The following is a 24,168-nucleotide window of genomic DNA, read 5'->3' on the forward strand; positions in this document are numbered from 1 at the left end:
TTGGGTTGGTTGGAACACAATAGAAATTAGGGGATGGAGTTCCCCTTGAACCGCATTCGCTGATAACTCCTGCCACACTGAAAGCGTTGGTAGGTATTTGGATAACCACGCTCAGGTGGTTATCTTTTTTTGTCCTATTAACATTGTGAGGCTTGTCATGGACTATAGCATTAAAACCGTACAGGCGTCAGAAATTCTTGATTCACGGGGAAATCCAACTCTTGAGGTGGAAGTTACGAGTAACGAAGGCGTGAGGGCGCGGGCTTCTGTTCCCTCAGGGGCAAGTACGGGAACCAGGGAAGCAGTGGAAATGCGGGACAAGGACGCCGCACGCTTTGGCGGCAAAGGTGTTTTGCAGGCAATCAACCACGTCAACAACGAGATTCAACACGCCGTCACCGGGTTAGATTGCAGAAACCAACGGCTGATAGACAACACGCTCATCAGCCTGGACGGCACACCAAACAAATCTAGGCTTGGTGCAAACGCCATTTTGGGCGTGTCCATGGCTGCATGCCGCCTTGCTGCCAATGCCGCCGATCTGCCGCTTTACGCCTATATTGGGGGCGCATCAGCCACACTACTTCCTGTTCCGTGCATGAATATCATCAACGGTGGCGTGCATGCCCGCTGGCAAGGTGCCGATTTTCAGGAATTCATGATTGCTCCGCAGGGTGCTTCTAGTATCAGCGAGGCCGTGCGTTGGGGCAGCGAAGTGTACCACGCTCTGCGAGCGGTATTGCTTGAAAAGGGGCTCTCGGCTGGTGTTGGCGACGAAGGCGGGTTTGCGCCCGCAGTTTCTTCTAATCGTCAACCGCTGGAGCTTATTGTTCAAGCCATTCAAAGGGCTGGGTACACCCCCGGTAAAGATGTTGCCATCTGCATGGACCCCGCTTCGAGCGAATTCTACAAGAACGGTCGCTACCACTTACGCACAGAAGGGCGGGAACTGACCGCCGCAAAAATGACTGAGTATTACGCGGCCCTTATTGACGAGTTTCCGGTTGTGCTGCTGGAAGACGGGCTGGCCGAAGATGACTGGTCTGGCTGGGCGCTGCTGCAAGCCAAATTGGGCGGCAAGGTTGAGATTGTGGGCGATGACCTGTTTGTGACCAATATTCAGTATATCAGGCGCGGTATTGATGAAAAGCTAGCCAATGCGGCGTTGATCAAGCTGAACCAGATCGGCACTGTCAGCGAAACAATTGATGCCGTGCGCCTGTGCCAGCGCAATGCATGGGGAGCCTTTGTTTCCCATAGAAGCGGCGAAACAACTGACACCTTTATTGCCGATATGACAGTTGGCCTTGGCACTGGTCACTTAAAAACCGGTGCGCCCTGCCGTGGCGAACGGGTTGAAAAATATAACCAATTGATGCGGATTGAGCAGAGCCTTGGTGAAACAGCTGTTTACGCAGGGGCGAAAGCGTTTATTACGACGAGGGCTTAAGAATGATCAAGTCGCTTCTTGTCATCAGTGCCGGAGCATCAGCAGGGGCAGCAGTGCGCTGGGGCCTTGGGCTCACATTGAACTCAATGTTTCCCCTGATTCCCCTTGGCACATTGGTTGCCAATATGCTTGGCGGGGGGAGGGTCAGGGGCATTCAACGAGACGGCGTTTCCCTTCGTCATGTTTTATTTGAAGTTCGGCTATTTCGTACTCATCTGGCCTGGATTGTAAGTACGACAAAAAGGCCGATGCGAGGTTTTGCGCAAACATTGCGCCCTCGGCACACCTCACAATGAAGAAAACAACCACGGGGAGTGTGATGCTAACCGCTTTATCCAGTCATCGAACGCATTGTTACGCATGGGTAACAGAAAAAAACGAAGCCCCATTTTTTTGTAAAGAATGTTTGAAAGAAGTAATTTTAAGAAAAGGGAGCGTTCGTATTCACCACTTTGCACATAAGTCCCCAGTGACTTGTCAATATGGACTTGGAGAAACCGATGTGCATCATAAAGCCAAGAAGGGGATTTTTGAGGCACTGAAAACAAATCCCAATTGTTCCTATTGTGAGCTAGAGAAAAAAATAAATAATGCAATCCCAGATGTATATGCTGTTATCAAGAAAGTCCCGGTAGCTATTGAAATTCAACGAAGTAATATAACAGTTCAAGATGTGTGCGATAGGACTCTAGCCCATCACAAAAACGGATTAAGCGTGATATGGGTTATCCCCTCAATAGACCAATTGAAAATTTTTCGAGAAGATAATCAGGATGTGTCCAGAGTGCCCAAATGGCTTGAATGCCTTCATGCATTGGCATATGGGCGTGTATACGTGTGGTCCGGCAACGGGGAAGCAATTATTCCGATACACTTTGATAGATTCACCCGCTATGTCCCATCAAAGGAATTTTATAATTCGTATGGGGAATATGTGGAAGTGGGAGGGTATGACAGAACGTTAAAAGATAGAAAAATTGTTTTGCCAGCACCGGAACTTGTTAGTATTGGGACAGATTTCTGCTCACTGTCTCATCTGGCGTGATTCTATGCAGAACTGGTGGAACGCGAGAAAGGAAACACTTTGTCATGTTAAAACTGAAGACCACAGCAATCATACTGGGGATAATATACGGGAAGACATTCAAATGAATAGTGCAGAAAAGTGGTTTGACGAAAAAAGTGGTCAAGTTTTTCCTTGTAAATTTGAGGCGTTTGGCGTTTTAGTATGGAGTAGATATGGACAAGCTTCCGAGATCGCTGAGATGCTCGCGTTTGTTCGAGATGTGGCATGGGAGGGCTTGGAAAGTGTATTAGAAGAAGTTTTTTACGATTCAAAGGCTTCTATTTGCACCTTCGTTTTTGCTCCCAAATTTGATCTAAAAGATAGCAGGGCCAGTAGGGTATTTTTATGTGCAAAGAAATATATATCTCAATTTATGTGGGGTGATGATGTTTACAATTCAAATGACATCGACGACATTGTTGATGTGAATTAACCCCCTCCAATAATAAGGCCTCATTTGAGCTAATTGCTTATTTATTCTGGCAGTGCTGGAGCCCATGCCTTTTCATTTTCTATTCATAAGAATCTTGGCTGCAAGACTGAAAAAAATCCGCATAGTTTGAACCCCATTCCTTTTTTCTTAATTTTTTGTCGGTGTTATACATACGGATACTATGCCAGGAGTACTAACTCTCTAAAGCATACTTTGGGGGAGGATGGTCATCATCCCAGCTAATTTGATATGTATAACGGTTTCCTCCAGACGGCTTATTAGAGCAGGTGTAGCAAAACTGTTTGAGACGCTGAAAGTTGTGTCGAAAAATATTTGTTAATGTTACTCTCGTTAGTTAGTTAAACATTTTGGATACCGCTTTCTTGTTATCCACAATGATACAAATGGAGTAATGAAATATAGCAAACCTATAGCCAATAACATGTAATTCTCAAACGAGTGCGCAGATACTTGTTGACCAGGAATTTGGTCAAGTTCAAGTAAAATATAAATAATGAGTAAGACAAGGCCAAAAAAACCCATAATTATAGGGAAGATCTTATGAACAAGCTTTGAAAATGCATTATTGATTTCTTTAAGTATTAAAGACGAAGGGGACTTCTTATTGACAATTGTTATTCCGCTTGGCATTCCCCTAAGAGTCCCCTCGATATCTGGATCAATTCTACTATCGTGCAATATTTCTATATTAACACCGTCATTAGGGTCTAAAAAGTCAAATTGAATATTTATTGAATGATTATTATTTTCTAAAGCAATTAGTCTAACTTTATTAACAGTGCGAGTCTCCTTAACTATCTGAAATCTCAAAATATTATCTCCATTCAGCAAAGAAATGCAAAGTGGCGAATCTTCTACGATAGATGCTCCATGTAGCGTTTCCGTCCCACAATTCCACAAAATTATATTTGTCTTATTTAGCTGTTTTATTTCACTACCTTTATATAAAATTTTTACATCATTAGGAATTTCATCTAAGCGTGGGCTTATGATCGTCAATCTTGACAATTGAGCTGACAGCATTGCCTTTCGTTTGCCTTTAAAGAACAATATCCAGCTAGTGAGCACGCCAATAACAATTCCTACCCATCCCTGATTAAGAAACTTAAATGCCGAATCAAGAATTGTTGATTCCATCCTGTCTCCCCCCAAAAAGAATTTTTCCCCGTTGCACAACGATTGTTTTGCCCCAACCCACATTAGTATATAGACAATAACTGCGACAACGCACGATATCTTTGAATCTAACAGGCGATATGTCACTTTTTTTAATGGCTATTTCCGTATGCAGCTTAGGACAAACCATACTGAGAGTTGCGGCACAGTCTGTTTGTTTCATCAATTGTAGCCTGTGTTTGCTAGCAACGGCGATCAAGCTGCGGTATAGACAATACAACGACATCGGTAAAGTCGCCCTTGCCAGCAGGAAGGGGCAAGGGTGCGTCCAGCTTCCCACTCCGCTCCTGACCAAGAAGCCGTTTTGGGTTACGCCGGGTTAATGTTTTTCGCTGCCATAGTTGCTAACAAGCTGAAATGGCTTTAAAGTTCATGGAATGAATATTTTCTGGTAGCTTAGGCATGACATGGGACAAAAATTTAGCGGGCGCTCCCAATTAGGGGGCGGCCCGCTTTCCCGTATTCCACATTTTCCCCTCTAGCTAAGAATAAGATTAGGAAAAAAGCGTTTATTGTTATGACTTCATACAGTGGCGCGCCCGCGGCAGATTTGCACTGCCTTCCGCTTCTAATCACAACATCTGAATAAATTGATATGTGCTAATGATCCGCATGTCAACATTCTTAAATCAAGCTAACATGCTAGAATTTAATTGATATTAATTGATATTAATTGATAAAATTGGATCATTAGCTAGAACGATAATATGACCAAAGAGGGGCACAAATGTTTCACGAATACCCCTCTTTGGAGGGATATCTGATTTGGGGGAGGAGCAAATCAAATCCCACAATGCTGCATCAAGCCAAGTATTCCCGTATACGCAGACCCTGTTCCCAATTGGCCTTGCTGGAGGCACTGACAGGTCGAGGTCTGACCAGAGCTAATTTCCAGCGCTGGAACGTCAGTACGGTGCAAATACATGTTTTCGCCTGCCGGACCGTCCTCATCGGCAATGATATCCGCAATGTCGTCTGCGATCATGCAACAGATCCGGGGATAAACTCACATACCAGCTTCCAGCTTTAAACCAATTTGCGCTTTCAATTTGTTAAAGCCCGCGTCTTCAAAATCTCTTGGGCGTGGGGCGTCAGCCTTCCAAGTTTCTACAATGCCAAGCCCTGTGCCCATAAGGTGTATAATATCGGCCAGCAGGCATGCTTCGGCAACATCGTGTGTCACGAGCAAAACTGTAACCCCGGTTTTAAGCTGCAAGTCAGCCAACAGCCGCTGCATACGGCCACGGGTAATAGCATCCAGTGCAGCAAAAGGTTCATCAAGAAGCAAAAGCTTTGGACTCAGCACCAATGCGCGCGCCAAGGCGACACGCTGCCGCATGCCGCCTGAAAGCGTCGAAGGCAAGGCGGCCTCCCACTGTTCCAGCCCCACAAGCTTCAACATTTCCCTTACATGCTTCTGCCGCTGGGCATGTGGCATGCCTGCTGTTTTCAATCCGAACTCAACATTTTCGCGCACGTTCAGCCAGGGAAACAGGGCATCGTCCTGAAACACCATAACCCTGTCAGGCCCCGGCCCTGCACAAGGAAGGCCGTCAAGCAGCAAGTCTCCACCATCACTCACTATGAATCCGGCAGCCACATGCAGAAAGGTACTTTTACCGCAACCACTGGCCCCTATGAGCGCAGTTATGGAACCTTGCTCTAGAACCAGATCAATGCCGGGTAAAACAACATGCTCGCCATAACTTTTTCGCAGGCCGCAACATCTGAAAAATTCCTTCATCGCACAACACCGGGCGCAAGGGATAACAGGCGTACAAGCAGGGCATCACATACACTCCCCAGCAAGGCAATCAGTACAATGCCACTTAACAGCAGATCTACCCGCCCATTCATGCGGGCGTCCATAATCAGTGCCCCAAGGCCGTCCGGCACACCGGTCAGTTCTCCCAGCACCAGATAGGCAAAACTCATACCCAGCGCCACCCGCAGGCCCGCGCATATCTGCGGCATGGCCCAGGGCAGAATCACAGAAACAAAAAGCTTCTGACGGGAAAGGCCGAGCATGCGACCCGCGTTGATCAGGTTGGGCGGCACCGAAGCTGCGGCTGCCGCTGCGCTGAAGTATACAGGGAAGAAACCAGCCAAAGCGATAAGGCTCACGGTGGTCATAAAACCCACCCCAAGCCAGATAAGCGCAAGGGGCAACCAGCTTATACCAGGCACAGACTTTATGCCGTTGATGGAGGAGCCAAGCAGGCGCGCGAGGGTTGCACTTCTGCCAGACCACAATCCCAGAATCAGACCGGGAATGACAGCAAGTGCGTACCCACAGGCCACACGCCACAGGCTTGCAGCAGCGTCATGCCAAAAGCGCCCGTCATAGGGTGCGCCGGAACTCCCAGCCAGATATGCAAGCATGGTGTGCGCCACTTCTGCCGGGGAAGGAAGCAGCCAATGGGGCACCACTTCGAGGCCCGTTGCGCCCCACCATATCGCCAGTACCAGCAGCGGAAAGCACCAAGGCAAAACTCGGTATTTCCAGCTATCAGTCATGCTTGCTGGTGGTTGTCCGCAAGGCGTTTACAAAGCTGCGATCAACAAGTTTATTGTAATCCGGCTCCTGCTTGATGATGCCAAGCTCTTTCATGCGCGCGCCCAAGGCAGCCAGACGGCGCATGAATACATCATCCATGTCCCAGGCCAGTTCAATATTGTCGGCAGATGCCTGTAGCAAATTTCTGTCCACGCCAAACAGGTTCGCCGCCGTGTCCAGCCACAACTTTCTGTCCGCTGTCAAAGCCTCTGTGGCGGCCTTGTGCGCTGCCACCATCCGCAAGGTCTGCTCTGGGTGCACCTGTATAAAATCTTCACGCATGAGCATGCCGCTGTTGATGGTTCCTATGCTGTCGCCATAATAAGGGTAGGCCAAAATACGCCCGTACCCCTGCATACCGGCCTGCGTGGGGAAAGGCTCACCTGACAGAAACGCATCCACATTGCCCTTGGCAAGGGCTGTGCCCATGTCAAAAAAATCAATGCGCATGAGCGTGACATCTTTATCGGGGTTGATGCCCTCGCGGTGCAGAACCTCACGCAACAAAATTTCGTGCATGGTGCCGGGCACATAGGCAATGCGCTTTCCTCGCAGGTCGGCAGTGCTTTTTATGGGCCCATCTTTTGCCACCACAAGAGCCGAACACTTGTTGCCCAGCGCTGCAACCAGCCGTATCGGCTCGCCCCGTGAGGCCGCCTGAATGGCCAAGGCCAGCGTGGTGCCTGTCATATCCAGACTGCCTGCAAGCAGCGCCGACTTTTGGTCGGCAGGGTTGGTAAAGGGGCGCGCTTCTACCTGAAGGCCGGGATTCGCTGGAGCAGCGTATTTCTCGTACAAAAAGGGCTGTATGGTCTGGGCTGTCTTCCAGGTACCCACATGCCAGACTTCTGCTGCAGCTGCGAAATTTGCTGCACCCACACCCCAAAAACTTATGGCAACCAACAGACCTAAAAGCATGCGCACGGTGCGCAAGGCAAAGCCTAAAGCATTTTTTCTCAGATCAACCACGTTGCAACCTCCCGTCAAAACTGGCGCTCTCAAATACCCTGCTACCATCAAAAAACAGGCGAATTTTCCAAACTGTATCCCGCCTCAAGCAGCAGACTCAGGGCATCCTGCACAGTAAACTGCCGCCATTCCTCGGCGCTTTCCGTATCGGCTCGCGGCACCGCGCCAGTTTCTACCACCAGCACGTTGGCACCCCAGGCAAGAGCCTGCGGCGTGGGCGGATGCACACAAATGTCGGGCGTCTGCACACCACCTACAAGGCGTGTCACCGCAGCTATCTGGGCCAGACGCATGGGATCGGCCTCTGCCGTAGCGGAGTCGCCGCAGGGGGTGCCGCGCACATTGACCCGTGCCATAACGCCGCAAAGGGCCGCCTTGTGCGACAGGGCCGTCAATAACACATCGGCAATTTCTTCACTGCTGTGTTCCGGCCCCACAGGCTCCACCAGATGGGCCAGATTGATATCAGAGTCGCGCACAGCGGCCAGCGTGGCGAGACGATCCTCAACCTTGAAACAGGTGGTGCAACCCTCACCCAACCGCAAGGAATGGTAGACAACTGTAACCCCCGCCGCACGCATTGCGCGAGCCTCTTCGGGGCCGAATTCGCCCGTATTGACCACTACGCCATAGCTACCTGGAACATTGCGCCGCAGGTCGCGTACAAGATCAAGCAGCTTGGGCAGGCTATAAAATTCGGTGGTGCGCAAAGTCACCCAGGACGCGCCCTGTTCCACAAATTTGCGTGCTGTGTCTACAATACGGTTTGTGGACCATTCAAATGGTTCAGGCACGAGGCCCCATTTTTCGCCAAATGAACAAAAGCCGCAGTTCATTGAACACGGCTGGCAATCCACGCCGATGGCGCTCCACACGCGTCCCTTGTTTCCGGCAACTGCACTGGCCATTTCACGTGCCCGGCGGCCCAGAAAGGCCGCTTCTGGGGAAGTGGGGAGCACTTGCAACAGACTGATCACATCATCCCTTTTGGCAAGGATGCCCTGTAAAGAGTCCGCCGCCACACGATCCACCAGCGCCATAAATTCCCGATTAACGCCATTGGCCTCGCGCACCATAGCCAATACACCGCCCACTGTGCGCAAATAGTCGCCCAAGGTATCTTCCCAGCGCGCAAGACACGCACGCCCATGTCCTGTCAGAGAAAAGACACGCCGCCCTCTGGTGGCCCCCTCCTCTTCGTGCGAGGCCAGCAGCAGCTTGCCTTCCATAAGCTTGAGGAGGCGGTAAACGCCCGCCTGATCGGGAGGCGAATTGCCCCAAATAGGCATATTCCGCAGGCGTTGCAAAAGCACATAGCCATGCAAAGACCCGTGCGCCAGCAATGACATAACAAGGGGTTGAACAAATCGTTGTAACGTGCTGCCAGAACATGGGCAATCCGCAAACAAGTCCATCTCATTCATGACGTATCCCAATAGTTGAGTTAGTCTAGTATTGAGACAAAAGAACGCCACTTCCAGGCGCGTGTCAACCACCTGCACACATAGAGGGAAAACACCAGCACTGGGGAACTGAATATAATGTAGTGACAGCATTCTTGAAGATAAAATAATTATAATTAACTAATACGATTTACATTTCAAACTTATTGGTGACTGTTGCATCATTAGACACGGGATTATGAAAAAATAAAATATTCAAAACACTATAGATTTTCCGCCGATTCTTTAAGTCAGGTATTTAAAAGCAAATGGCTGATGACTATGTGTTGAGGTTACAATTCACCATACTCCAAGAGATATGACCGTAGGGAAAGAGCCTATAACGAAGATCGTTCTGACTATTCAGCTACTCACGCGATACGCTTTATATGCTTTAAAGCCGCAGACTCCCGCAGTCTATTGAAAAAACACATCCTGAGCGCGCGTCTTTGCCCTTAGGCAGCTTATTGAAAGATGACCGCGTTGCCAAGAATTTAAGTCCGCTCTAGGTTCCTTGCGGCTTCATGCGTAACAGACTCATTCCACATTGACATCCTCTAGGACAAGAACACGGATAAAATCATAACACTGGATCAAAAGAAATAAATCTGATGCAGTCATGCCAGTATTTCTATAGTACCAGTTTCTCACTCGTTCTGTATTTATCTTAAGGTCAAATGCCACTTGTTTGACTGTGAGATGATTCCTCTGCATTTTTTTTGCAATATACTTTGTCATCAACTTATTTCCTAAATTCTTGTGGCAGATTTGCCACATAATTTTTCTAGACATGCTGCCCTCCTTGTAAGAGTCTAAAATTCTAAAATATTTTTGATTGTACAAGGAGAATCCTGGCAGATGCGACAAACAGAAAAAGCATACTCCCTAGCAGAAATAAAAGAATTGCGCCTTAAGGGTGCTATTTATATTCGCATGTCTACAGAATTACAGACAGAATCGCCAGAAAACCAAGAACGGCAGATACGCGCTTTTGCCCAAACTTATGGAATCGAAATTGTCAAAGTATATGCGGACCTTGGTGTGAGCGGGATGACTGCAGAGCAACGTGAACAATTTTTAGCTTTGATTGATGATGTTGATCATAATCACAACCAGTTCAATATTGTGCTATATCTGGAGGAGAGCCGGTGGGGACGCTTTGTGAACAGTCGGGATGCAGAGTTTTACCGTATGTTGCTTGAGCGCAAGAATGTACTCTGCCACCCGTGCGATAAGCCCCTTACCTTAACGAATAATATTGCTGATCGCATTATGACACTTCTACGAGATGAAAGCGCGAGCGATTACTGCCGCCAACTTTCTCAGAAAGTATGGGTTGGGCAATGTAATCTTGTCACAAAAGGATACAGGCAGGGGGGAATTTCAGGCTTTGGTCTGCGGCGTATGCTACTGGATGAGGAGGGAAACAAAAAGCAAGAGCTTTCCATCGGTCAAAGGAAGAGCTTAATCACAGAGAGAGTAATTTTGGTTCCTGGCCCTGAAGAGGAAAGAGCAATTATTTTAAAAATATATGAACAGTTTCTATCCGGCATTGGAGAAACGGAAATTGCCAATCAGCTGAACGTGCGTGGGGTGAAAAATTTTTTTGGGCGCCACTGGTCGCGAGGCACAGTGCGTGAAGTGCTAACAAATGAAAAATATATCGGCAACAATCTGTTCAATCGCACCTCTTCCAAAATGAAACAAAAAAGTAAACCAAATCCAGAGAATGAATGGATTCGCAAAGAACAAGCCTTTGATCCTATAGTGGATACAGAACTATTCTATGCAGTACAAGCAATCTATCGTGAACGAAACAAAAAAATAACAAATACAGAACTACTGAAAGGATTACAAAACCTGTACTGCAAGCAGGGACGACTTTCAGCGTTACTAATAGATGAAGCAGAATTTTTACCCCCAAGTAGCGTCTTTCGAACGCGTTTTGGTGGCCTTCTCCGTGCTTATCGCATGATTGGCTATACCCCTGAACGAGATTACAAATATGTCGTCATTAACCAAAATCTACGGACTTTACATGCAGAGGTAGTAGCCAACGTAGTTCATAATATCGAAAAACTATGTGGGAGGCGTATTCCTGTCGATTTTGAAAATGGCCTTTTGGAGCTGAATGATAATTTGTCTATCTCCATTGTTATTAGCCGCTGTTATTCACCTTCTTCTGGAACACTGCGCTGGAAAATTTGTTTCGATACTGGGCTACGACCAGACATAACAATTGCTGTCCGCATGGATTACAGCAATGAAGTAATACAGGATTACTATATATTGCCAGCCCTAAAGTTCTCTCATGAACCTATGAAGTTATTAGAAAACAACGCTGGCATGTTGGATAGCTTCCGGACTGATAACCTTGACTACCTGCTTCATTTGAGCATCAACATTCCTCTTGATAAGGCGGTGCATTATGGAAGACATCATAACAATCATACCTATTGAAGAAATTAACATCCTTAACCCAAGAGTTAGAAACCAAGTAATTGCAGAAGGAATAAAGCAAAATATCTGGGATGTCGGCCTGAAGAGGCCGATTACGGTAACTCGCAGAAAAGAGGGTAAAAAATATGACTTGGTTTGTGGACAAGGCAGACTGGAAGCATTCATTGCCGGTGGAGCAACAGAAATTCCTGCCATAATACGCAATGTAAGCGCAGAAGATGCCCATATTATGAGTTTGGTAGAAAACATTGCCAGACGTAATAGCAATGCAATCGAACTACTTCAAAGCATTAAGTATTTGAAAGAGCAAGGATATGAAGATAATGATATTGCGAAAAAAACAAACCTTGGAAAAGATTACATCCGTGGAATTCTGAAGCTATTAGAGAAAGGAGAAGAATATTTGGTAAATTCAGTTGAAAGAGGAAGAATTCCACTATACCAAGCTTTAATAATGGCTACAGAAGGTGATACTGCCGTACAGAGAGCATTAGCTGAAGCATATGAGTCTGGTGCATTGACAGGAAAAAAGATCCTTGCTGTGCAAAAAATAATTTCACGGCGTAAACATTATGGAAAAACAATGTCTGTCCAGCAACGTACAAATACAGCTATTTCTGCAGAAGAGTTAATCGCAACATATGAAAATGGTGCAAAAGAGAAGAAACAAATTATTTCCCAATCAAGATATATTAAGCAAATTTTAACTTATACTTCTACAGTCCTTCGGCAACTACTTAATGATGTACATTTCACAAATCAACTACAAGTCGTAGGCATAAACGAAATTCCAAAACACATACTAGATATTCTAGAGAGGTAAAAAACGATGCCAATCAAGATTAAACAAGGCTTTAAAACCCATCTCATAGATATTTCAATTGCAGATTTATTTTTTACAAAAATAATTACTCCGCAAATGAGACAGGGGAGGAAATATGCCCAAGTTCTTTCCTCAATACGGGAAGTTGGGCTAATTGAGCAACCCGTTGTTGCACCACTCAAAAAAAATGGAGGATACCTTTTATTAGACGGGCACTTGCGCATTGTTGCCCTTAAAGAGTTGGGAATTGAGAGTGTAACCTGCCTCATTTCTACGGATGATGAAGCATATACTTACAACAAATATATAAACAGACTTTCTGCAATTCAAGAACATAGAATGATTATGAAAGCTGTTCAGTCTGGAGTTTCTGAGGAAAAAATTGCGAATGCTCTTAACGTTGACGTTCGGACAATTAGAAATAAACGATATTTACTTGAAGGCATATGTGAACAAGCCATAGAATTACTGAAAGACAAGCCCGTTCCTGAACCAGTATTTCGTGCGTTGAAAAAGATGAAAGCTCCAAGGCAAATTGTTGTTGCAATGCTAATGAATGACCAAAACAAGTTTACCTCTTCCTATGCCAAGGCATTATTGGGAGCAACCAATGAAGACCAACTCGTTGACAATGGTAAACCCAAAAAGGTTTCTCCTATGATATTGGCGCGGCAAGCTCGCCTGGAAGAAGAAAGTCTCGCACTATCCAAGGAAATTGATTCATTGAAAAACCAGTATGGAACAGAAATAGTCGACGTCACGGCATTGCAAGCATTCATTAAAAAAATTATTGGCAACAACACAGTGGCAAAATATTTACAAAAATTTCACGAGCCTATTTACGACAAGTTTAAAGAAATTTCGGAATTGGATATTTTTAGACTGCGAGACATTGCTTAAATCCGAACCAAAGAAGGCCGAGAAAAATACTGGAAGCGGCCGCGCCGTGTTTATAAAGAAAATGTCCATGGAGCGGCACTGTAATTTGAGAAAAATACACTCAACTATTCTGATCTCGTTACCAACGACAAATCCGAAAAGAAAGCACTTAGGTTATGCCTCCATAACCGCTTAAATTATTTGGGGGGTAGGATTTAACCCACGGCCTTCGGACTTCGAGCGCATACGCTCTTCGTAGGGAGGGTTAAAAGAGGGTTAGTTCGGGGTGTATGCGGATGTCTTATGATGTATCAGGATGCACTATAACATTGCTAATTTATTGAATTAACAATTTTAGAGTCTGTCCTTTCACGCCGTCGACAGGGGTTCAAATCCCCTTGGGGACGCCACTTGAGAATCAAGGGTTACATCGAAAGATGTAACCCTTTTTTCGTTGCCACGCTACAGGCTGTACCCCTTGCGGCCAGCTTTCTTTTGCGCCCTTTCCTGCGCGCCGCAGCCTACCCGCTTCGATTCAGCATCCGGGCTTTACTTATCCCGCTGACATCACCGCACCTTTTGGGCTTGCCCTCAAGGCCGACACGCCCCTACTATAAGGGTGTATTTATTCTGCCGGCCAGCATGCCCCTGCCGTTGCCTCTATTCAGAAGAACGCATACAGGCGTGCCCCTGCGCACCACCAGCCTCTGTAAGGAAAACCCATGCCCGCCTCGCTGCTGCTCAATCCTTTTCGCAAGGTTATCGGCCCCAATGCCGACTTTGCCGATGTTGCTAATTTTTCGCCCGCCGTTGCCCAGCGCGTGCACGAATTTCATGCGTCATTCAGCCAGTACAGACCCACACCGCTGGTTGCCCTGCCCGGCCTGGCCGGAGAATTGGGGCTTAACGGCGTGTGCGTAAAGGATGAGTCCAAGCGGTTCGGGCTCAACGCCTTCAAGGTACTGGGCGGCTCATACGCTGTGGCCCGCTGCCTTGCTCAGCGCCTGAACCTGCCGGAGCAGGGCCTGACCAGAAGCCAGTTGCAGGGTACCGCCGACGGCAAAGTCACCTTTATCAGCACCACAGACGGCAACCACGGCAGGGGGCTGGCCTGGACAGCCCGCGAGTTGGGGTACCCCTGCATCATCTATATGCCCAAGGGTTCGGAACCCACCCGCCGCAACAATATTCTTGCCCTTGGGGCGCAGTGCACCATCACTGACCTCAATTACGACGACACCGTGCGCATGAGCTGGAATCTGGCGCAGGAAAAAGGCTACGTGATGGTGCAGGACACAGCCTGGGATGGTTACGAGCAGATCCCCGCCTGGATCATGCAGGGCTACCTGACCCTTGCCGCAGAAATACTGGATCAGATGCTGGCGGCCAGCATACGGCCCACCCACTGTTTCTTGCAGGCTGGCGTGGGTTCGTTTGCCGCTGCGGCGGCTGCCTTTCTTGTGGCTGCCATGGGCAGCGCCGCTCCACGCATCATACTGGTTGAACCGCACGCGGCAGACTGCTTTTACCAGTCGGCCCTTGCGGGCGACGGCAAGCCCCATGCCGTGGGCGGCAGCCTGCAAACCCTCATGGCCGGGCTGGCCTGCGGCGAGCCCAGCTCACTGGCATGGAGCATCCTTAAAGATTACACCACGGCCTTCATGTCCTGCCCGGACTACATGGCCGCCAACGGCATGCGCATGCTGGCCGCCCCGGTGCCCGGTGACGAGGCCATTGTTTCTGGCGAATCGGGCGCTGCTGGCGCGGGCGCGCTGCACTGGCTCATGCGCCACCCTGCGGCGGCAGATCAGCGCGAGGCCCTGGGACTCAACGCCGAAGCCTCGGTTCTGCTTATCAGCACTGAAGGCGACACCGTGCCACATATATATAGAAGCGTTGTGTGGCAGGGCGCACATGCGGATGAAGATACCCATGTCACGCCGCGCCAGCAGCCTGAATAGCTGGCAGAAAACGTGCGGGGCACCTCGCGGGCAAGGTAACAATCGGCCTGACAGGCGACCAATATTTTCCACTTGCGGGCGGGGCGTTGTAATCGTAAAAATACCAGAAAATGACACTCTTGCTCCACCACCCCTACAGCGAGGCCCCACATGCAGATTTGCAAAAAAATGGCTGACAGCATCCTGCATGTCAGCATTGCGGGCAAGATAGACACGGTTACCGCCCCGGCGCTGGACAGGGAGCTTCTGGAAGACTGCGGCGCGGCGCAGGCGCTGGTGCTTGATTTCAGTCAGGTAGACTATATTTCAAGTGCTGGCCTGCGCATACTGCTGCGGCTGCATAAGCGCATGGTCGAGAGGCAGGGCATGCGCATTGTCAACGCCAACGAAACCGTGCGAGAGGTGTTCAGCATTACGGGCTTTGTGGATCTGTTTACCATAGAGTAAGCCCCACCAGCACAGCCCGCCGCCAGGGCAGGGCATTCCATGCGCAGCGCGGGCCAGCCCGCAAAGGCGGGCAGCATGCACAAGATCTTTCACAAGTGGCTTTTTATCTGCATTTTTCCCGCTTTTTGCCTCACGCTTGCCGCATCCTACCTGCTACAGACCCGGCAGGCCGAAGAAAACGCCCGCTACATGCTTTCCAGCAATCTGGAAGACGGCGCCAAATACCTACGCATGGTCGTCACCAACTCCGCCCATATCAGGGAAATGTCCGATGCGGGCGCTCTGACCAAGGCACGCGCCTTTGCCGCCATAATTACGCAGAATCCCAACATTCTTAATGTACCCACCCTGCTGCATTTTTTGCGCAAGCTGCTGGATGTTGAAGAACTGAACGTCACAGACGATCGAGGGGTTATCGTTGCCTCCACATCTTCCTTTGTGGGCTACGACATGGCCTCTTCGCCCCAGTCTGCCGCGTTTATGCCAGCCCTGCGTGAGCTTGATTTCGCCCTGGTGCAGGACATCGCCCCGCGCGGCGCCGACCGCGAGCCTTTTCAGTATGCCGGTGTGGCCCGCCGCGACTGTACGGGGATAGTGCAGATAGGCTATTCGCCCCGCCGCCTGCTTGAGGCCCTGCGCGCCGCGGCTGTGGACGAAATAGCCCCCCGCTACCACATTGGTTCCAGCGGTTTCATGGCTATCGCCATTTACGGGGCCATCATCAGCACCGGCAACGAGCCCGCCGTACCCGTGGGGGCCAGTGTGCGTTCACTTGGGCTGTTGCAGCCTGCGGGCGACACTGGAGTGGTGACCATTCTTGGCAGGCAGTACCTTTGCCAGAGCATGGAGGTTGACGGCTATACCCTCTTTGCCATGCTGCCCCGAAACGAGGTCTTCTTTTCGCGCGACAGCATTCTGCTGTACATAGCGGCCTGCAATATCGTGCTATTTGCCCTTGTTTTCTGGATGGTTTCGCATCTGGTCAAAAGGCTGGTCATCAACGATGTGTACCGCGTCAACGACGACCTGAAAAAAATCACCTCCGGCAATCTTGATGTGGTGCTTGACGAGCGCACCACCCCCGAATTCGGCATGCTCTCGGACGGCATCAATAAAACCGTGCAAAGCCTCAAGCAGGCCATCCTTGCCGCTGCGGGCAGAATTGACGCCGAGCTGGAATTCGCCCGGGCCATCCAGTGCTCTTCACTGCCAAGCGTTTTTCCCGCCTATCCCGAACGGGAAGACTTTGACGTCTTTGCCGTCATGCGCGCCGCCAAGGTGGTGGGCGGCGATTTTTACGATTTTTACCTGCGCGATAAAAACCAGCTGGTCATCGTGGTGGCCGATGTGGCGGACAAGGGCATCGGCGCGGCCCTGTTCATGATGACGGCCAAAACCCTCATCAAAAGCCTTGCGGAATCGGGCCTTTCACCGGCAGAGATTTTTACCCAGGCCAACAGGCGCATCAGCGCCCAGAATGATCAGGATATTTTTCTCACCGCCTTTCTGGGTGTGCTTGATCTCACCACCGGCAGACTTGTGTGCGCCAATGCGGGGCACGAGCACCCACTCATTTTCAGAAGGCAGGAAGAACATTACTCGTGGCTTGAGGCCGGTCACGGCCTGCCTCTGGGGGCCATGGGCAGCTCGCGCTACCAGGAACAGGCCTTTCAGCTGGCACCCGGCGACCGCCTGCTGCTCTACACCGACGGTGTGAGCGAGGCAGAAAGCAGCCAGGGCACGCGCCTTGGCTTAAGCGGCATAGAAAACGCCGTGCGCGGCACGGAAGGCATGAATGCGGAAAAAACCGTGCTCACCCTGTTGAGCCGGGTTGATGAATTTGCCGCTGGCGTGGAGCAGGCAGACGACATCACCATTCTGGCACTGGAATTTCTGGGGCAGGCCTGGGATGAACTGCTGGTTACCGCAGACGACGCCCACCTTGAATCTCTGCTGGCCTTTCTGGAAGAAAAACTGCGTGCAGCCAGCTGCCCCGCCAAAATCCTGCCCCTGCTGCTTGTGGCGGCAGAAGAGGTCTTTACCAACATAGCCCACTACGCCTACGCGCCAGAGCCGGGCACAGTGTTGTTGCGCTGCCGCGTGCGCCCCACGCCCTTTCAGATTGTGCTGCAGTTTCAGGACAGTGGCCGCCCCTTCAACCCGCTGCACAAGCCCGGGCCAGACATCACCCTACCCGCCGAAAAACGCGATGAGGGCGGCCTTGGCATTGCCATGGTACGGAGAATCATGCCCCGAATGGAGTACACGCGCACGGCAGACGGAAAAAACATCCTTACCCTCTGGAAGCAGCACGAAGCATGACCGCAGGCCGCCACCGGCAACCGGTCCCCAATCATTTTCCGCGGTACCTGCAAGGAGCACATGCCATGAGCATCAAAAAAAACATCAGCCAGGCTGTAGCAGAGTTCCTTGCCCCGCTCTTTGGCCCCGCCACAGAGATTCTTGACGACGACTACACCAGAGAAAATTTTGACGACATAGCCGAGATGAACGGCAGGCGCTTTATGCTGCGCATTGCCCTTACCGGCAATGCCGAGGATGACGTGTACATATTCCGGGCCATTCCGTTTACGGAGACAGAGCAACGCATTGCCCGAAACATTCTTGATGAGTGGCAAAAAATATTCACCACGCCGCACATAGACGATTACGCCCCCGTGTGCATTCGGCAGGCCCAGCTTATCGGCATTGCCAGAATACTCTCGCCGCAGCGCCACGCCACAGTACTGGGCATTCTCAACCTGCTGTCGTTCTGGTCGAGCGAAACCTACGAGGGAGACAAGATTTCCTTTTCCGTGGCCATTGATGAAGACGATCACCGCCAGGCCGGGGTGAATTTTTTTGACGTGTGCCAGGAGGACTACGCCAAGGTGCTCACCTCTGGCTGCGACACCCTGCTTGTGTGCAATGCAGAGGGCGGAATAACCGCCTACTGCGAGGCAGCCATGCCCGACGAGGCCGAGGCGGCCCACGTATATGCCCCCCTGCCTTTTCTGCCCGTAGCCTACTGGACTTCGCAAAACCGCTGCACCTTTTGCCTGAGCAAAAACGGCGACATACTCATCTTCAAGAACAGGCAGCTTTTTTTTGCCAAACGCCGGGGCAGGTGGCTGCACTTTTCGCATCAGGCCTACCTCGCCGAACTTGGCTACCAGACGCAGGGCAACAGCCGCAGCACCATTGAGGCCCTGTACCTCAGCATGCTCGACGTGTCTTTCAGGCGCAAGGGAGCCTGCATCGGCTTTTTTCGCAAAAACGCCGTCACGCCCTGGATGATCAACGAGCGCAGAAACCAGCGTGTAGCGCAGAATCTTTCACAGGAAGAGCTGGTGCGCCTCTCGCAGACCCGGCTGCACAGCTACCTTGAAGAAATAGTGGGTAGCGGCGACAGGCTGGACAACAAGGACAGCAGCAAGACAACCCTTTTGCGCACGGCCCTGCCGAGCACAAATTTTTCGCACATTCCGCGCAAGCTACGGGCAGAGCTTCTCTCTATAGATGGTGCAACCCTGGTGTTTGACGACGGCAGTATTTTTGCCGTGGGGGCCATACTGAAAGTACCGGGGGGCAGCACTAGCGGCGGCCGCAAGGCGGCAGCTCTGACCCTTGCCGAGCACGGTATTGGCATCAAGGTTTCCAACGACGGGCATATCACGGCCTGGAGCCGCCGGACGGAAGACGGACAGGCCCTGTTTGAAATAGCTTAGGCCCATTGCGGCCAGCCCTACCTCTTGCCAGTGCAGGGAGGCTTTGAAAGAGACATGGCACGACCGGAGAGGGACATACGGATACAAATTGTGTGATCAACCTATAAATAGTGTTCCACACGGCTTTTTTTTGTCTTGTCATGGAGTTCTCGCTGAGGTAAATTGTGCGTCAGAAAATTTTTTTATTTTCTTCTCCCGCATTTTTTGCTTGCCAAGGACAAGAATTCCTAGTATGCATCCTCTTTCAACGATTGGTGCGGGAGGCTCCTTTCTGTTTTTCAATAACTTACTGACCAAGCATATATACTCAAGGTAATGCCCTAACCCCAGCCCTGTTTACCCAGACAGGGATGGGTTTTTTACGCCTTGCCCGCAGTAGGTTTTTTTAGCCTCTCCACCAGCTTACGCTTTCAGGGTGCAGTGACAGCAAGTTTTTTGCCCGCCGGCTTAGGCATGCTGATTTGTCGCGCAGCCGGGGCGCAACCGCTACCTATCTTGAGGTACCCATGGGCCAGCTCACCAAACAGTTCGGCAAAATCAAGGTTTCCCTCCCTATCCCACATCTGCTGAATCTGCAGATAGATTCTTACCAGAAATTCCTTCAGGAAGGCGTTTTAGATGCCGACCGCAGCCCAGAGGAAGGGCTGGAAGGTGTATTCCACACCGTCTTCCCCATTGAGGATTTCAATAAGACCGCCAGTCTTGAATTCGTCAGTTATGAAATTGGCGAACCCAAGTACGACCAGGCCGAGTGCATTTCCAAGGGGCTGACCTACGAGGCTCCCATGCGCATCAAGGTGCGCCTGGTGGTTTATGACACCGATGAAGCTTCGGGCAACCGCACCATCCGCGACATCAAAGAGCAGGATATCTATTTTGGTACCCTGCCCCTGATGACGGAAAAGGGCACGTTTATCATCAACGGCACCGAACGCGTCATTGTTAACCAGTTGCAGCGTTCGCCGGGCATCATCTTTGAGCACGACGGCGGCAAGACTCACACCAGCCGCAAGGTGCTCTATTCGTGCCGCATCATTCCCATGCGCGGTTCGTGGCTCGACTTTGATTTCGACCACAAGGACATCCTGTACGTTCGTATCGACCGCCGCCGCAAGATGCCCGCCACCATCCTGTTCAAGGCCATGGGCATGAGCAAGGAACAGATCCTTGAATACTTCTACTCGCACGAGCACTACCGCATCGAGTCGGCCAGCAGCCTGTTCTGGGAAGTACGCAAAGACCTGTACCGCAAGGACAACGCCTACGCCGATATCATCGACGCCCAGGGCAATGTCATCGTCAAGGCTGGCAAGCCCATCACCAAGCGCAGCTGGCGCCTGATCTGTGAAGCTGGCATTGAAGCCATCGAGGTTCGCCCCGATACGCTCGATTCCATGTTCCTTGCCGTTGACGTGGCCGACCCCAAGACTGGCGAAGTTCTGGCCGAAGCCGCCGACGAAATCACCGCCGGTCTGCTCGACCGCTTCCGCGAAGCAGGCATCACCCGCATTGCAGTGCTGCATACCAAGGGTACCGATACTTCTTCGTCCATCCGCGACACCCTGGTTCAGGACCGCATTCCCGACCAGCTCAAGGCACAGGAAGAAATCTACCGTCGTCTGCGTCCGTCTTCTCCGCCTACCCCGGAAATTGCGGCCAGCTTCTTTGACAACCTGTTCCGCAATGGCGACTACTACGACCTTTCGCCCGTGGGCCGTTACAAGCTTAACCAGCGTCTTAACCTGGACGAAGCCGACGACCTGCGCACGCTGACCGACCACGACATCCTCACCGCCATCAAGGTGCTGGTGCAGTTGAAGGACAGCCACGGCCCGGCCGACGATATCGACCACCTTGGCAACCGCCGCGTGCGCCTGGTTGGCGAACTGGTTGAAAACCAGTACCGCATCGGCCTGGTGCGCATGGAACGCGCCATCAAGGAACGCATGAGCCTGCAGGAAATTTCCACGCTCATGCCCCACGACCTTATCAACCCCAAGCCTGTGGCGGCCGTGCTGAAGGAATTCTTTGGCACCTCGCAGCTGTCGCAGTTCATGGACCAGACCAACTCGCTCTCCGAAGTGACGCACAAGCGTCGTCTTTCGGCCCTGGGCCCCGGCGGTCTTACCCGTGAACGCGCAGGCTTTGAAGTGCGCGACGTGCACACCTCGCACTATGGCCGTATCTGCCCCATCGAAACACCTGAAGGCCCGAACATCGGTCTTATCGTTTCGCTGACCACCTTTGCCAAGGTGAACGACTACGGCTTTATCGAAACGCCCTACCGCGTTGTGCGTGAGGCCCGTGTTACCAACGATGTTGTGCACCTCGATGCCTCGCGCGAAGGTGGTCAGGTTGTGGCTCAGGCCAACGCCCGCACCGATGCCGATGGCAACCTGCTTGACGAATACGTTACCGTGCGCGTCAAGGGCGAAGTGGAAATGAACCCGCGTGAAGAAGTGACCCTGATGGACATTTCGCCCAGCCAGATGGTCTCCATCTCTGCCGCGCTCATTCCCTTCCTGGAGCACGACGACGCCAACCGCGCGCTCATGGGTTCGAACATGCAGCGTCAGGCCGTGCCCCTGCTTCGTGCCGAAAAGCCCCTCGTGGGCACTGGCATGGAAGTGGACGTGGCCCGCGACTCTGGCGCGTGCATTGTTGCGCCCGCTCCCGGCAAGGTGGAATATGTGGATGCCGACCGCCTTATCGTTTCGTACGAAGGCGACGTGTTTCCCAAGCAGGGTGGCGTGCGCGCCTATGACCTGCTGAAGTTCCACAAGTCGAACCAGAACTCGTGCTTTGGGCAAAAGCCCACCTGCTACCCCGGCATGCCTGTGAAAAAGGGCCAGATTCTGGCCGACGGCCCCGGTATTGACGAAGGCGAACTGGCCCTCGGCAAAAACCTGGTGGTCGCCTTCATGCCCTGGTGCGGTTACAACTACGAAGACTCCATCCTTATCTCCGAGCGCACCGTTCGCGAAGACACCTTTACCTCCATTCATATTGAAGAATTCGAGGTCGTGGCCCGCGATACCAAGCTTGGACCCGAGGAAATCACCCGCGATATTCCCAACGTCAGCGAAGACATGCTGCGCAACCTCGACGAGAGCGGCATCATCCGCATCGGCGCGGCTGTAAAGCCCGATGACATTCTTGTGGGCAAAATCACCCCCAAGGGCGAAACCCAGCTTACGCCTGAAGAAAAGCTGCTCCGCGCTATCTTCGGCGAAAAGGCCCGGGATGTGAAAAACACCTCCCTAAAGGTTCCCCCGGGAGTGGAAGGCACCATCATCGACGTGAAGGTCTTCAACCGCCGCTCTGGTGAAAAAGACGACCGTACGCTGGCCATTGAGACCCACGACACGGGCGTGCTGGACCAGAAGGAATCTGACCACCTTCGCGCCTTGTCTGACCGCACCCGCGTGCAGCTTGCTCCGCATGTGCTCGGCAAACAGATTGCCGCCGCGGTGCCCGGCAAGAAAAAGGGCGAAGTGCTGGCCGACGTGGGCGCAGCCCTGACCGAAGAAGCCCTGGAACAGATCCCCGTCAAAAAGCTTGCGGGCCTGTTCAAGAGCAAGGAAGTCAACGACGCAGTGGCCGACGTGCTCAAGTCATACGACCAGCAGGTTGAATACCTGAAGGCCATTTACGACTCCAAGCGCGAAAAGGTCACCGAAGGCGACGATCTGCCCCCTGGCGTTATCAAGATGGTCAAGGTTCACATTGCCATCAAGCGTAAGCTTTCAGTGGGCGATAAAATGGCCGGCCGCCACGGTAACAAGGGTGTTGTTTCCTGCATTCTGCCGGAAGAAGACATGCCCTTCTTTGCCGACGGTCGCCCCGTTGACATCGTGCTGAACCCCCTGGGCGTGCCTTCGCGTATGAACATCGGCCAGATCATGGAAACCCACCTCGGGTGGGGCGCCAAGGAACTGGGCCGTCAGCTGGCCGAGCTGGTTGATTCCGGCGCAGCTATGCAGGTTGTGCGCGAAGAGCTGAAGGGCGTCTACAACTCGCCCGAAATCAGCTCGCTGGTTGACACCATGAGCGACGAGGAGTTCAAGGCCTCTGTGCTCAAGCTGCGCAACGGTATTGTGACCAAAACCCCTGTGTTCGACGGTGCTACCGAAGAAGAAATCTGGGGCTGGATGGAAAAGGCTGGCCTTGCCAACGACGGCAAAACCACCCTTTACGACGGCCGCACGGGTGTTCCCTTCAAGAACCGCGTGACCACCGGTGTTATGTATATTCTCAAGCTGCACCATCTGGTTGACGAAAAGATCCACGCCCGCTCCACCGGCCCCTACTCGCTGGTGACGCAGCAGCCCCTTGGCGGTAAAGCCCAGTTCGGCGGCCAGCGTCTTGGTGAAATGGAAGTTTGGGCACTGGAAGCTTACGGCGCGGCCTATCTGTTGCAGGAATTCCTCACGGTCAAGTCGGACGACGTGACCGGACGCGTGAAGATGTACGAAAAGATCGTCAAGGGAGACAACTTCCTTGAAGCCGGTCTGCCCGAATCCTTCAACGTGTTGGTGAAGGAACTCATGAGCCTTGGCCTCAACGTGACCCTGCATCAGGAAGAAGGCAAGAAGAAGCCCAAACGCGTGGGCTTTATGAGAGAACGCGAGGAAGAGGCGTAAAAACCCTTTCTGCGGACTAGGACACGCGTTGCGTTACCTGCTGCGGCAACACCGCAGCAGGTAACGACAGCATGGCTAACGATTTCAACGAGCTTTTTACAAAGCAAGGTATA

At 51.4% G+C, this 24,168-nt stretch carries 18 protein-coding genes and 1 riboswitch; of the genes, 11 read left to right on the forward strand and 7 right to left on the reverse strand.

Translation table 11 applies throughout. The features are described 5' to 3' along the window. Positions 1-20 precede the first annotated feature (20 nt). Positions 21-79: riboswitch (Fluoride riboswitch) on the forward strand. A 78-nt stretch (positions 80-157) separates the two neighbouring features. The 3 genes from eno to F8N36_RS01730 all read left to right on the forward strand — a co-directional run bounded on the left by eno (position 158) and on the right by F8N36_RS01730 (position 2,949). Continuing rightward, positions 158-1,450: a phosphopyruvate hydratase gene (gene eno, locus F8N36_RS01720; RefSeq protein WP_291331022.1), complete on the forward strand. Its 1,293-nt coding sequence runs from the start codon at positions 158-160 to the stop codon at positions 1,448-1,450. 292 nt (positions 1,451-1,742) lie between these two features. After that, positions 1,743-2,495, forward strand: coding sequence for a competence protein CoiA family protein (locus F8N36_RS01725; protein WP_291331023.1), 753 nt, complete (start codon positions 1,743-1,745; stop codon positions 2,493-2,495). A gap of 4 nt (positions 2,496-2,499) precedes the next feature. Beyond that, on the forward strand, positions 2,500-2,949 hold the full coding sequence (locus F8N36_RS01730) for a hypothetical protein (protein ID WP_291331024.1): 450 nt from the start codon (positions 2,500-2,502) through the stop codon (positions 2,947-2,949). A 351-nt stretch (positions 2,950-3,300) separates the two neighbouring features. Here the strand turns inward: F8N36_RS01730 and F8N36_RS01735 are convergent, their stop codons facing one another. From F8N36_RS01735 to F8N36_RS01765, 7 genes are all read right to left on the reverse strand, one after another. After that, complete coding sequence (locus F8N36_RS01735; protein ID WP_291331025.1) at positions 3,301-4,107, reverse strand: hypothetical protein; 807 nt, start codon at positions 4,105-4,107, stop codon at positions 3,301-3,303. Between the two features lie 820 nt (positions 4,108-4,927). After that, complete coding sequence (locus tag F8N36_RS01740; RefSeq protein ID WP_291331026.1) at positions 4,928-5,131, reverse strand: hypothetical protein; 204 nt, start codon at positions 5,129-5,131, stop codon at positions 4,928-4,930. Positions 5,132-5,152: 21 nt separating this feature from the next. Beyond that, entirely contained in the window at positions 5,153-5,890 is a 738-nt protein-coding gene (locus tag F8N36_RS01745; protein WP_291331027.1) for an ABC transporter ATP-binding protein, read from the reverse strand. Further along, a complete protein-coding gene (locus F8N36_RS01750) occupies positions 5,887-6,663 on the reverse strand; it encodes an ABC transporter permease (RefSeq protein ID WP_291331028.1) in 777 nt (258 codons plus the stop codon). The genes F8N36_RS01745 and F8N36_RS01750 overlap by 4 nt, the downstream gene beginning before the upstream one ends. Continuing rightward, the gene (locus F8N36_RS01755; RefSeq protein ID WP_291331029.1) at positions 6,656-7,672 is read right to left on the reverse strand and encodes an ABC transporter substrate-binding protein; all 1,017 of its coding nucleotides are present in this window, start codon (positions 7,670-7,672) and stop codon (positions 6,656-6,658) included. The genes F8N36_RS01750 and F8N36_RS01755 overlap by 8 nt, the downstream gene beginning before the upstream one ends. Before the next feature lie 47 nt (positions 7,673-7,719). Continuing rightward, positions 7,720-9,096 (reverse strand): radical SAM protein, encoded by a 1,377-nt coding sequence (locus F8N36_RS01760; RefSeq protein ID WP_291331030.1) that lies wholly within the window; start codon positions 9,094-9,096, stop codon positions 7,720-7,722. Positions 9,097-9,651: 555 nt separating this feature from the next. Further along, a complete protein-coding gene (locus tag F8N36_RS01765; RefSeq protein WP_291331031.1) occupies positions 9,652-9,906 on the reverse strand; it encodes a hypothetical protein in 255 nt (84 codons plus the stop codon). Positions 9,907-9,972: 66 nt separating this feature from the next. Between F8N36_RS01765 and F8N36_RS01770 the strand changes: the two genes are divergently transcribed. From F8N36_RS01770 to rpoB, 8 genes are all read left to right on the forward strand, one after another. Further along, a complete protein-coding gene (locus F8N36_RS01770) occupies positions 9,973-11,574 on the forward strand; it encodes a recombinase family protein (protein ID WP_291331032.1) in 1,602 nt (533 codons plus the stop codon). After that, positions 11,543-12,397 carry a ParB/RepB/Spo0J family partition protein gene (locus tag F8N36_RS01775; protein WP_291331033.1) on the forward strand — a complete coding sequence of 285 codons (855 nt, stop codon included), beginning with the start codon at positions 11,543-11,545 and terminating at the stop codon, positions 12,395-12,397. The genes F8N36_RS01770 and F8N36_RS01775 overlap by 32 nt, the downstream gene beginning before the upstream one ends. Before the next feature lie 6 nt (positions 12,398-12,403). Further along, entirely contained in the window at positions 12,404-13,297 is an 894-nt protein-coding gene (locus tag F8N36_RS01780; protein WP_291331034.1) for a plasmid partitioning protein RepB C-terminal domain-containing protein, read from the forward strand. A 701-nt stretch (positions 13,298-13,998) separates the two neighbouring features. Further along, entirely contained in the window at positions 13,999-15,237 is a 1,239-nt protein-coding gene (gene dpaL / locus F8N36_RS01785) for a diaminopropionate ammonia-lyase (RefSeq protein WP_291331035.1), read from the forward strand. A gap of 150 nt (positions 15,238-15,387) precedes the next feature. Continuing rightward, the gene (locus tag F8N36_RS01790) at positions 15,388-15,684 is read left to right on the forward strand and encodes an STAS domain-containing protein (RefSeq protein ID WP_291331036.1); all 297 of its coding nucleotides are present in this window, start codon (positions 15,388-15,390) and stop codon (positions 15,682-15,684) included. 75 nt (positions 15,685-15,759) lie between these two features. Further along, a complete protein-coding gene (locus F8N36_RS01795; RefSeq protein WP_291331037.1) occupies positions 15,760-18,006 on the forward strand; it encodes a SpoIIE family protein phosphatase in 2,247 nt (748 codons plus the stop codon). 65 nt (positions 18,007-18,071) lie between these two features. Further along, positions 18,072-19,412, forward strand: coding sequence for a hypothetical protein (locus F8N36_RS01800; RefSeq protein WP_291331038.1), 1,341 nt, complete (start codon positions 18,072-18,074; stop codon positions 19,410-19,412). Between the two features lie 506 nt (positions 19,413-19,918). Further along, positions 19,919-24,055: a DNA-directed RNA polymerase subunit beta gene (gene rpoB, locus F8N36_RS01805; protein WP_291331387.1), complete on the forward strand. Its 4,137-nt coding sequence runs from the start codon at positions 19,919-19,921 to the stop codon at positions 24,053-24,055. Positions 24,056-24,168 lie beyond the last annotated feature (113 nt).

Origin of the sequence: Desulfovibrio sp., assembly GCF_009712225.1 — a bacterium.
Lineage (GTDB): Bacteria > Desulfobacterota > Desulfovibrionia > Desulfovibrionales > Desulfovibrionaceae > Desulfovibrio.

What these genes read in the sequence shown, in the direction of transcription:
- F8N36_RS01760 (WP_291331030.1), bottom strand. Translation starts at nt 9,096, where the DNA reads ATGAATGAGATGGACTTGTTTGCGGATTGCCCATGTTCTGGCAGCACG.
- F8N36_RS01750 (WP_291331028.1), bottom strand. Translation starts at nt 6,663, where the DNA reads ATGACTGATAGCTGGAAATACCGAGTTTTGCCTTGGTGCTTTCCGCTG.
- F8N36_RS01770 (WP_291331032.1), top strand. Translation starts at nt 9,973, where the DNA reads ATGCGACAAACAGAAAAAGCATACTCCCTAGCAGAAATAAAAGAATTG.
- F8N36_RS01745 (WP_291331027.1), bottom strand. Translation starts at nt 5,890, where the DNA reads ATGAAGGAATTTTTCAGATGTTGCGGCCTGCGAAAAAGTTATGGCGAG.
- F8N36_RS01800 (WP_291331038.1), top strand. Translation starts at nt 18,072, where the DNA reads ATGAGCATCAAAAAAAACATCAGCCAGGCTGTAGCAGAGTTCCTTGCC.
- F8N36_RS01765 (WP_291331031.1), bottom strand. Translation starts at nt 9,906, where the DNA reads ATGTCTAGAAAAATTATGTGGCAAATCTGCCACAAGAATTTAGGAAAT.
- F8N36_RS01735 (WP_291331025.1), bottom strand. Translation starts at nt 4,107, where the DNA reads ATGGAATCAACAATTCTTGATTCGGCATTTAAGTTTCTTAATCAGGGA.
- F8N36_RS01795 (WP_291331037.1), top strand. Translation starts at nt 15,760, where the DNA reads ATGCACAAGATCTTTCACAAGTGGCTTTTTATCTGCATTTTTCCCGCT.
- eno (WP_291331022.1), top strand. Translation starts at nt 158, where the DNA reads ATGGACTATAGCATTAAAACCGTACAGGCGTCAGAAATTCTTGATTCA.
- F8N36_RS01730 (WP_291331024.1), top strand. Translation starts at nt 2,500, where the DNA reads ATGCAGAACTGGTGGAACGCGAGAAAGGAAACACTTTGTCATGTTAAA.
- F8N36_RS01725 (WP_291331023.1), top strand. Translation starts at nt 1,743, where the DNA reads ATGAAGAAAACAACCACGGGGAGTGTGATGCTAACCGCTTTATCCAGT.
- F8N36_RS01780 (WP_291331034.1), top strand. Translation starts at nt 12,404, where the DNA reads ATGCCAATCAAGATTAAACAAGGCTTTAAAACCCATCTCATAGATATT.
- F8N36_RS01775 (WP_291331033.1), top strand. Translation starts at nt 11,543, where the DNA reads ATGGAAGACATCATAACAATCATACCTATTGAAGAAATTAACATCCTT.
- dpaL (WP_291331035.1), top strand. Translation starts at nt 13,999, where the DNA reads ATGCCCGCCTCGCTGCTGCTCAATCCTTTTCGCAAGGTTATCGGCCCC.
- rpoB (WP_291331387.1), top strand. Translation starts at nt 19,919, where the DNA reads ATGGGCCAGCTCACCAAACAGTTCGGCAAAATCAAGGTTTCCCTCCCT.
- F8N36_RS01790 (WP_291331036.1), top strand. Translation starts at nt 15,388, where the DNA reads ATGCAGATTTGCAAAAAAATGGCTGACAGCATCCTGCATGTCAGCATT.
- F8N36_RS01740 (WP_291331026.1), bottom strand. Translation starts at nt 5,131, where the DNA reads ATGATCGCAGACGACATTGCGGATATCATTGCCGATGAGGACGGTCCG.